Annotated in this window: 12 protein-coding genes; 4 read left to right on the top strand and 8 right to left on the bottom strand. The window is 69.0% G+C overall.

All coding sequences use genetic code 11. The features are described from left to right. From FFK22_RS17570 to FFK22_RS17555, 4 genes are all read right to left on the bottom strand, one after another. Positions 1-252: DarT ssDNA thymidine ADP-ribosyltransferase family protein (locus FFK22_RS17570; protein ID WP_186002521.1), on the bottom strand; the 252-nt coding region annotated here is incomplete at its 3' end. Positions 253-463: 211 nt separating this feature from the next. Further along, complete coding sequence (locus FFK22_RS17565; RefSeq protein WP_138893634.1) at positions 464-1,462, bottom strand: HNH endonuclease; 999 nt, start codon at positions 1,460-1,462, stop codon at positions 464-466. 236 nt (positions 1,463-1,698) lie between these two features. Then, positions 1,699-2,106, bottom strand: coding sequence for a type II toxin-antitoxin system VapC family toxin (locus FFK22_RS17560; RefSeq protein WP_138893635.1), 408 nt, complete (start codon positions 2,104-2,106; stop codon positions 1,699-1,701). Next, positions 2,103-2,411, bottom strand: coding sequence for an antitoxin (locus FFK22_RS17555; RefSeq protein WP_138893636.1), 309 nt, complete (start codon positions 2,409-2,411; stop codon positions 2,103-2,105). Before FFK22_RS17555 ends, FFK22_RS17560 begins: the two co-directional genes overlap by 4 nt. A gap of 143 nt (positions 2,412-2,554) precedes the next feature. Between FFK22_RS17555 and FFK22_RS17550 the strand changes: the two genes are divergently transcribed. Next, the gene (locus FFK22_RS17550) at positions 2,555-3,232 is read left to right on the top strand and encodes a hypothetical protein (RefSeq protein ID WP_143956839.1); all 678 of its coding nucleotides are present in this window, start codon (positions 2,555-2,557) and stop codon (positions 3,230-3,232) included. Positions 3,233-3,443: 211 nt separating this feature from the next. Here the strand turns inward: FFK22_RS17550 and FFK22_RS17545 are convergent, their stop codons facing one another. Continuing rightward, complete coding sequence (locus tag FFK22_RS17545) at positions 3,444-4,013, bottom strand: cupin domain-containing protein (protein ID WP_373683751.1); 570 nt, start codon at positions 4,011-4,013, stop codon at positions 3,444-3,446. Positions 4,014-4,331: 318 nt separating this feature from the next. On the opposite strand from FFK22_RS17545, the gene FFK22_RS17540 reads away from it, so the two are divergent. Next, a complete protein-coding gene (locus tag FFK22_RS17540; protein WP_138892643.1) occupies positions 4,332-5,657 on the top strand; it encodes an aspartate aminotransferase family protein in 1,326 nt (441 codons plus the stop codon). 156 nt (positions 5,658-5,813) lie between these two features. Then, entirely contained in the window at positions 5,814-6,740 is a 927-nt protein-coding gene (gene gcvA, locus FFK22_RS17535; protein ID WP_138892644.1) for a transcriptional regulator GcvA, read from the top strand. Positions 6,741-6,890: 150 nt separating this feature from the next. On the opposite strand, the gene FFK22_RS17530 is transcribed toward gcvA (FFK22_RS17535), so the two are convergent. Next, on the bottom strand, positions 6,891-7,073 hold the full coding sequence (locus tag FFK22_RS17530; RefSeq protein WP_138892645.1) for a hypothetical protein: 183 nt from the start codon (positions 7,071-7,073) through the stop codon (positions 6,891-6,893). Positions 7,074-7,210: 137 nt separating this feature from the next. On the opposite strand from FFK22_RS17530, the gene gcvA (FFK22_RS17525) reads away from it, so the two are divergent. Further along, the gene (gene gcvA / locus FFK22_RS17525) at positions 7,211-8,143 is read left to right on the top strand and encodes a transcriptional regulator GcvA (protein WP_138892646.1); all 933 of its coding nucleotides are present in this window, start codon (positions 7,211-7,213) and stop codon (positions 8,141-8,143) included. Here gcvA (FFK22_RS17525) and aguB read toward each other — a convergent pair. Beyond that, positions 8,116-8,994, bottom strand: a complete 879-nt coding sequence (gene aguB / locus FFK22_RS17520; RefSeq protein ID WP_138892647.1) for an N-carbamoylputrescine amidase — start codon at positions 8,992-8,994, stop codon at positions 8,116-8,118. The two genes, gcvA (FFK22_RS17525) and aguB, sit on opposite strands and share 28 nt — an antisense overlap. A gap of 12 nt (positions 8,995-9,006) precedes the next feature. After that, complete coding sequence (locus tag FFK22_RS17515; RefSeq protein WP_138892648.1) at positions 9,007-9,243, bottom strand: DUF1289 domain-containing protein; 237 nt, start codon at positions 9,241-9,243, stop codon at positions 9,007-9,009. Positions 9,244-9,339 lie beyond the last annotated feature (96 nt).

The following is a 9,339-nucleotide window of genomic DNA, read 5'->3' as shown; positions in this document are numbered from 1 at the left end:
CCATTCCATGGGATGGGAGTCAAAAAAGCATAGATGGACATACGCATCCATCCCGCACTGCGAATCGGCATCTAAGCTCCATGAATTGCCGCCGGTTGCCGAGACTGTTAGCCCACGAGCGCGGAGTTCCTGCATCGAAAGTAGACCGTGGGCGCTTATCGACGGCAAATTTCGCGTGTCTGTAAAATGATAAAAACAGCGATTTTGTGTGGATTTTGCCACAACCTCTGTGAGAAAATTCTGTAATTCCAAAGCTCTTCTCCTTTTTGAGGAAAAATCTCTATTCCCCAGAATGGGTGTAAAAAATCAAAGCTCTTCCAATGGTAGGAATATGCAGCAATTTCGAGATCTTGTCATAAATTTTGCTCAGCTGAATTCCTTTCGTGCGATTATCACGCTCAGTCTGAATGGTGGTCGGACATCGCCGGTTGGCGCCCCAGGATCGGCGCCAGTACTCCGCTCCCTAAGAGGCGCCGACGAACACCTGTGAGCGGTGATAGGCCATATAGCTGCTCTGCTGCGCCGCGAAGCCATGGGTCCGCCAGACCGCGGGAGCTTCGGCCACTCCAAATCGCTCTGAGACCAACTGGTCAAAACCAAGGCGGCGCAAATCCGTGGGGTCCACGCGCGGAGAGACAAGAATCTCTCCGTTGTCCTCAAAGCTGATGAACCCGCGGTCAAACAGGTGATCGGCATCTGGCGTGAGTATGAGCCCGTTCATGCCATCGAGGCGTTCTTGGGCTGAGCCGCACAAACGCCACGGCTTGATGTGGCTGGCAATCAGCAGGGAGGGATTTGTGATCCCCGTCAGGCGGCACGATCGTTCGATGGACTCAACCTTCGCGCGAAACTCCCCCTGGCCGCGGCGGGCGAGAATGACGCTCTTCCTGACCGTGTCATCCAGCTGAAGGTCGGCCGCGACGAGGCACTCAACGGCATCGTCCAGAAGCTCGGTGACCACCTCGAAGGTCAGGCTGTTTGCACCGCCGTGCGTGAGAGCGTCGTATTTGAAGGTGGCGCCGGCGACTACCGTCTTGAATGCGGCCTCGGAAATGGCTGCGAGGTACACGTGCTGAAAGCCTGAGCCGGAAATGGGATCGATCGGCGAGTACTTCGACGGCAGCAGCGGGCCCAAGGTTCCGATCAACGCCTTCGGGTGGACCGGCGGGGTGAGGGGTGTCCAGAAGACCGGTAAGAGCCAACCTTCGTGGCTCCAATTGGCGCCTGTGTTGCCGAACTCCGTGGGTTTCGGCGCGGTGAAGGCGAATTCGGCAACCCGACCGACAAACCGGATCGCCTGATCAGCAAATGAGAGGACCACATCGCCGGGGTTGGCGCGGCGCATGTTGTTGTAGAATTCATTGCGCGCGCCTTTGCTCCCCGTCTTGGGGGACCAGAGATACTGCCCTTCGATCTCCTGACGGGCTGTCTGGTTGTGGTTTACCCACCAAAACCGAGGCATTTGGACCTGAGCGAGACGATCCCTTTATCGGGATCGGGCGGATGGATCGACCTTACCTGGTGTTCCGCTGTCCACGCATCCTTCTTTTGGTTATTGCGGTGACAACCCACCCTTGGCGGGCTTTCGCGTCCTCGCCCGGCTGGAGCGAGGGAAGCTCCGGCCTTCGATCCGATGCGCTTTTCACCGCAACTCCTACCTGGCCGGCTTCGGCATCGACGGCCATCGTCCACCGCTGCTCACCCCGCCGCCCAATCCTCCGTCCACAGCCCCGGCACCCGCGCGAACTCCCCGGTGCTCGCCGTGACCAGCACCGCGCCGCGTCGGCGCGCCTGGGCCGCGATCAGGACATCGTAGGGGCCGATCGGCGTGCCCGCCCGCTCCAGCACCGCGCGGATGTCGCCGGCCTCCTCGGCGTCCTCCGGCTCGAAGGTCAGGACATCGATGGGAAGCTGCAGGAAGATCGCCAGCCGATCCGTGTTCTCCTGTCGCCTGGCGCTCTTGGCGATGCCGTAGCGCAGTTCGAACAGCGTCACGACCGGCAGGGCGAGCGGAGCCTTCCCGATCTCGCGCTCGAACCGCTCGACCAATCGAGCCGACCTGCCGTTCCAGTAGGCAATGACGACATTCGTGTCGAGGCAGATCATTCGCCGGCCGATCGCTCGCCGCCCGCTTCGTCGTCGCCCGGCTCCTCGTCGAGAGACACGTCGCCGGCCGGTGGCATCGGCGGCTGCTGCCGGCCTTCCTCCATGAAGGGCACGTCCCGGTAGCGGGCGAGTTCGGCGAAGATCGCCTGGAGGTCCTCGGCGCTCCGCTCCATCGGCTCCAGCAACACGCCGCGCCCGAGCCGCCTGACGCGGACCTCCTTGCCCGGGAAGCGGAACTCCTTGGGCAGGCGCACGGCCTGGCTGCGGCCGGTCTGGAACAGCTTGGCGATGGCGGTGTCGTCCATGGAGGCCTCGTCGCCGATCAGGGTAGATACCAATGGTACATATCATATTGGCGGTTCGTTGGAAACCGGCCAGCCCGTGCTCTCCCGGACGGAAACACAATGTTCATTGCCTTAACCGGCGATTCTCGTTCATGATACGTTCTATGAACAACCCGCAATCCGACTCCGACGAGGTCAAGCCGACCGATCCCGACATGAAGTGGACGGGGTGGGCGCTGGACATGCTGCGCAGCATGATCGAGGTCGATGACCGCACCAAGCGTATGCTCGTGCGGCAGCAGGAGCAGACCCCGCGCGGGGCGGATGTGCCGGACTACGCGCTGATGCAATCGCGCCTCTCCCGCTCGATGCGGCTGTCGATCGCGATGACCGAGCGGATCCGCGTCGACTTCGGGATGCGGAAGAAGAAGCGCAAGGACTCGGGCGAGGAGGAGCGGCACCGGCAGCGGCGGGAGCAGGCCACCGAGGCGGTGGTCGAGGCGGCCGCGGCGCCCGATGTGGCCGAGGATGTCGAGCACGTCCGGGAGGTGGTCCGGGAGACGCTGGTCGAGGACGAGATCCTGGACGCGCAGCTCGACTCGCTGTCGCCCGAGGAGTTCGTGCGCGAGGTCTGCCGCAAGATCGGCCGCCCGCCGAACCCGGGCTGGCTGCCGCGCGGGTGGGCCGATGTCGCCGACACCGATGCCGGCGACACCATGCCCGGCGGGAGCACGGAACCGGTCGCCGCGGCCTCCCCGGCCGGAAACGGCTGGGCCGAGCCGCCGGCGGAGTCCGGAGACGGCTGTTCGCCGTCCGGGCCGCCGAAGCCCGACAGCAGCTGAACACCGCCGCGGTCGCGCCATGCCCTCTCTTCTCGATCAATCGATGTGCTTCGCCTCTTCCGCTTGCGGGAGGGGCTGGAGGCGCTTGCAGGTCCGGGCGAGGGGAGGGGCCGGTGCCGGCCCTCACCCGGCCTCGCTGCGCGAGGCCGACCTCTCCCGCGCCGCGGGAGAGGCACGAAGGGGGGCTCGCTCCGGGTGCCGGGGTCCGCTCTCAGAAGCTCGGCGGGGTGCAGGCCGAGACGATCTCCGCCGGCTCCTCGCCGACCACGCGGAAGCGGTGCGGCAGGCGGCTCTGGAAGTAATAGGCGTCGCCGGGGCCGAGAATGCGGCGGCGCGGGCCGACCGTCAGCTCCACCCGGCCGCGGATCACCACGCCGCCCTCCTCGCCGGCATGGCTCAGCGCCGTCGGGCCGGTGTCGGCGCCCGGCGCCAGCCGCTCATGCAGGATCTGCAGCGCCCGGCCGGACAGGTCGCAGCCCACCTGGCGGTAGGAGATCAGCTCCCCGCCGGCGGCGTGGCCCCCGGCCCTGCCCGCGATCTCGGTCAGCTCGGCCGCCGGGAAGAACACCGGGTCCTCCGGCCCCTCGGGCAGGGCGAAGAACGCGGCCAGGCTCAGCGGCAGCCCGTCCAGCACCCGCTTCAGCGAGCCGATCGAGGGGCTGGCGCGGTTCTGCTCGATCAGCGAGACGGTGGCGTTGGAGACGCCGGCGCGGCGGGCCAGCTCGCGCTGGCTCAGCCCGTGCTCCTCGCGCAGCCGCCGCAGCCGACCGCCGATGTCGATGCCCGGATCGTCTGCCGGCGGCACCGCCCCCTCACCCTCCCGGCCTTCGGCCGGGCCCCTCCCTCTCCCCGAGGAGAGGGACTCCGCGCCGGCGATGTCGGGCGAGGGGGCGGCCATGGGTGTTTTCCTGTTCGAAATCCCGAACGCCGGCATCGGGGTGGCCTCCGCCGACGGTTTTCGCAGTGTCCGGCGCGCGCGCCCGCTTGTCCAGCGATCCCGGCGGTCCTAGGCTCCCCTCCGGCCCCTCATTCCCGGGAGGCGGACCGGCGCCGGCCGTCCGGCGTGTTCGGTTCCCTCCACAGCCGACCGGAGTTTCCCATGGACGACCTGCGCGCCCCGAACAACCTCGAATCCTTCTGGATGCCGTTCACCGCGAACCGGTCGTTCAAGGCGGCGCCGCGGCTCTACGCCTCGGCCAAGGGCATGTACTACACCACCGTCGACGGCCGCCAGGTGCTGGACGGCACCGCCGGCCTGTGGTGCGTCAATGCCGGCCACTGCCACCCGAAGATCGTCCAGGCGATCCAGGACCAGGCGGCGGAGATGGACTATGCCCCGTCCTTCCAGATGGGCCACCCCAAGGCGTTCGAGCTGGCCTCGCGCGTCGCCCAGCTGCTGCCGGGCGACCTCGATCATGTCTTCTTCGCCGCCGGCGGCGGGTCCGAGGCGGTGGACAGCGCCCTGAAGATCGCCCTGGCCTATCAGCGCCAGATCGGCCAGGGCACCCGCACCCGGCTGATCGGGCGCGAGCGCGGCTATCATGGCGTCGGCTTCGGCGGCATCTCGGTCGGCGGCATGGTCGCCAACCGCCGCACCTTCGGCACCATGCTGAGCGGCGTCGACCACATCCGCCACACCCACGACCTGGCGCGCAACGCCTGGAGCCACGGCCTGCCGGAGCACGGCGCCGAGCTGGCCGACGACCTGGAGCGGCTGGTGGCGCTGCACGACGCCTCCACCATCGCCGCGGTGATCGTCGAGCCGGTGGCGGGGTCGACCGGCGTGCTGATGCCGCCCAAGGGCTACCTGCAGCGGCTGCGCGAGATCTGCGACAAGCACGGCATCCTCCTGATCTTCGACGAGGTCATCACCGGCTTCGGCCGCCTCGGCAGCAACTTCGCCGCCGACTGGTTCGGCGTGCAGCCGGACATGGTGACCATGGCCAAGGGCCTGACCAACGCCGCCGTCCCGGCCGGCGCCGTCGGCGTGCGCAAGCACATCTACGACGCCTTCATGACCGGGCCGGAGCACATGATCGAGCTGTTCCACGGCTACACCTACTCGGCCCATCCGCTGGCCATGGCTGCCGGCCTGGCCACCCTCGACGTCTACCGCGAGGAGGGGCTGTTCGAGCGCGTCGCCGACCTGGCGCCGTATTGGGAGCAGGCGCTGCACAGCCTGAAGGGCACCCGCCACGTCATCGACGTGCGCAACCTCGGCCTGATCGGCGCGGTGGAGCTGGAGCCGATCGCCGGCCGCCCGACCGCCCGGGCCTACGACCTGTTCGTCAAGTGCTTCCACAAGGGCGTCGGCATCCGCACCACCGGCGACATCGTCGCTTTGTCGCCGCCCTTCATCATCGAGAAGGCCGAGATCGACCGCCTGGTCGAAACCATGCGCGAGACCTTGCAGACGCTGGACTGAGGCGGGCAGGGATAACCTTCTGAGTCCCCCCTCCCCTCGCGGGAGGGGGGTAGGGGGAGGGGGTTCGCGACGCAAGAACCGCCGTCAGACTTGTAGTACCACGCGTCCCGGGCGAGACTGGAACATATCCTGAACTGCCCGTAGACCCTCGCCCCCATGGACACCCAGCCAGGCTTCCAGCTACCGCCGCTCGCCGCGGTCCGGGTGTTCGAGGCGGCGGCCCGCCACCTCAGCTTCACCCGCGCGGCGGCGGAGCTGGGCATGACCCAGGCGGCGGTCAGCTACCAGATCCGCCTGCTCGAGGACCGGGTCGGCGCGCCGCTGTTCCATCGCCTCACCCGCAAGGTGGCGCTGACCGAGGCCGGGGCGCGCCTGGCGCCGGTGCTGACCGATGCCCTCTCCCGCATGGCCGGGGCCTTCGCCGCCTTGCGCGACGACGCCGGCGGCGGGCTGCTCTCGGTCACCACCGTGCTGACCATGGCCTCGAACTGGCTGGTGCCGCGGCTCGGCCGGTTCCAGGCCGCCCATCCCGGCACCACGGTGCGGGTCGACACCGGCCAGACCAATGTCGATTTCACCCGCGGCGACTACGATCTCGGCATCCGCTACGGCCGCGGCGTCTGGCCGGGGCTGGCGGCGCATCTCCTGATGCCGGTCGACTGCACGCCGCTGTGCAGCCCGGCGCTGCGCGACCGCTTCGGTCTCGCCCGGCCGCGCGACCTGCTGCGCCTGCCGCTCTTGTGGGACGATGCCGACCTGTGGCAGCGCTGGTTCGCCGCGGCGGGCGAGACGGTGCCGGCCTCGGTCGCCGATGACGGGCTCCGGCTCGACACCCAGCAGATGATGGGGCAGGTGGCGAAGGCGGGGCAGGGCGTGGCGCTGCTCAACCCGCTGTTCTTCGCCGAGGAGCTCGCCGCGGGCCAGCTGGTGCAGCCCTTCCCGACGCTGCTGCGCGAGAACGGCGCCTATTACGTGGTCTATCTCGAGACCCGCCGCGACGTGCCGAAGATCGCCCTGTTCCGCGACTGGCTCCTGGCCGAGGCGGCGGAGGCGATGGCAGGCCCAGGGGCCAGCGCCGCATGATCGCCAAGCCCCGATCCCTCAATCGTCATGGCGAGCCCCGAAGGGGCGTGGCCATCCAGGGCCACTCGCACCGGCCCCCTGGATGGCCACGGCGCTGCGCGCCTCGCCATGACGGTTCCTGTATGGATGCGCCGTTATCAAATTCGGCTTCTAGCTCCGTTCAAAACCGAGGTCGCGGCGCAGCTGGTCCGACAGGGACTTCGGGTCGAGCACCCGGCCGGCGGCCGGGCGCAGCATCCGCCGGGCGGTGGCCTGGAGGATGGAGAGGAGGCCGCGCCGAGGGCGAAGCCGGGGGATCGGGCGCACGGGCGCCCGCTGGACGATGCTGGTCATCTCGGTCTCCTGGAGGCCCGGAACGCATCAGCTCTGCTGATGGGTTCGACGGGCCGGGTCGTTGTATGAGAGGAATATCGGCGTTTCCCGCCCCTTCGACCAACGCGTTCTCGATAAGCAACGGATAAGCTGTCTTTATGGATGAAGGATCAGCCTCGCGCCTGCCGCCGCTGCCGGCCATCCGGGTGTTCGAGGCGGCGGCGCGCCATCTCAGCTTCACCAAGGCCGCGGCCGAGCTGGGCATGACCCAGGCGGCGGTCAGCTACCAGATCCGCCTGCTCGAGGACCGGGTCGGCGCGCCGCTGTTCCTGCGCCTGACCCGCAAGGTGGCACTGACCGAGACCGGCGAGCGCCTGGCGCCGGCGGTGACCGAGGCCCTGGCCCGGCTGGCCGGCGCCTTCGCCGCGGCGCGCGACGACACCGGCGGGCTGCTGTCGATCACCTCGATCCACACCTTCGCCACCAACTGGCTGGTGCCGCGGCTCGGCCGGTTCCAGCTGGCCCATCCCGGCATCGCCGTCCGGCTCGACACCAAGACCAGGCTGGTCGACTTCACCCGCGGCGACAGCGACGTCGGCATCCGCCACGGCATGGGCGTCTGGCCCGGCCTGGCCGCCCACCCGCTGATGCCGATCGAATACACCGCCCTGTGCAGCCCGGCGCTGCGCGACCGCGCCGGCGGGCTGAAGGATCCGCGCGACCTGCTGCGGGTGCCGCTGTTCTGGGACGGCGGCGACGCCTATTGGCAGCGCTGGTTCGCCGCCGCCGGCGTGGCCGTGCCGGACTCGGTGTCCAATGGCGGCCTGCAACTCGAGAACCAGCAGATGATGGGCCGCGCGGCGCAGGCCGGGCAGGGGGTGGCGCTGGTCAACCCGACCTTCTTCCTCGACGAGCTCGCCGCCGGCGAGCTGGTGCGGCCCTTCCGGTTCAGCATCCGCGACGAGGGCTTCTACCACCTCGTCTATCTCGACAGCCGCCGCGACGTGCCGAAGATCACCGCCTTCCGCGACTGGGTCCTGGCCGAGATCGCCGCGGACGAACGTCAGGAGGGGCGGGTGGACCCGTCATAGGTGAGGATCGCGCCATACAGCTCCGGCCGGCGGTCGCGGAACAGGCCCCAGCTGGCGCGCTGGGCCCGGATGGCGTCGAGGTCGAAGCGGGCGACCAGCACCTCCTCCTCGGTCCGCCCCGCCTGGGCCACCAGCTCGCCGGTCGGGCCGGCGATGAAGGAGGAGCCGTAGAAGGTCTGGCTGAAGCGCTCGCCCTCCTCGGTGCCGATGCGGTTCGAGGCGACCAGCGGCACCAGGTTGGCGCCGGCATGGCCCTGCATCACCCGGGTCCAGTGCGCCTGGCTGTCCAGCCCGCCATCCTGCGGCTCGCTGCCGATCGCGGTCGGGTACAGCAGCACGTCGGCCCCCAGCAGCGCCATGCAGCGCGCCGTCTCCGGGTACCACTGGTCCCAGCAGATGCCGCAGCCGACCTTGCCGTAGCGGGTCTGCCACACCTTGAAGCCGGTGTCGCCGGGGTTGAAGTAGAACTTCTCCTCATATCCCGGCCCGTCCGGGATGTGCGACTTGCGGTAGACGCCCAGCACGCTGCCATCGGCATCGACCATGGCGATCGAGTTGTAATAGGCGTTGTTGGCGCGCTCGAACACGCTGACCGGCATCGCCACCTGCAGCTCCGCCGCCAGCCGGCGGAACCGCTCCACCACCGGATGGCCGTCGATCGGCTGGGCCAGGGCGAAGTGCTTCTGCAGCTCGTCGCGGCAGAAGTAGGGGGCGGCGAACAGCTCCTGCGGCAGCACGATCTGGGCGCCGCGGCCGGCGGCCTGGCGCACCAGCGCCTCGACCCGGTCCAGGGTCTCGGCCTCGTTCCAGCTGCAGAAGGTCTGGGTGGCGGCGACGGTGACGGTGGTCATAGGGGCGATCCCTCAAGCGGTCTGCGGCTGGCGCCGGCGCGGCCGGCTGTCGGCGGCGCTGGTGCGGCCGCGGGCGCGCCGCCGCTCCTTCAGCCGCTGCAGGGTGGCCAGCCGCCAGGCGTTGTCGGCGTCGCGCCAGGCCGCGATCTCGTCGGTCGTGCGCAGGCAGCCGGCGCACAGGCCGGTCCCGGCCTCGAGCGTGCAGACGCCGATGCAGGGCGAGACGATGGGGGGCAGGTCGGAGCTCATGGCCCCCTCCAGGTAACCCGGCCGCGGGCCCGGTTCAAGGCGGCTCGTGCGGGTGTCGTGACCGGGCGAGGCCGGGTCGCAGGCGCGATGGTCGGC

The sequence above is a fragment of the Mycobacterium sp. KBS0706 genome (genome assembly GCF_005938675.2).
GTDB lineage: Bacteria > Pseudomonadota > Alphaproteobacteria > DSM-16000 > Inquilinaceae > Inquilinus.
This window is presented reverse-complemented; position numbering and strand designations above follow the sequence as displayed.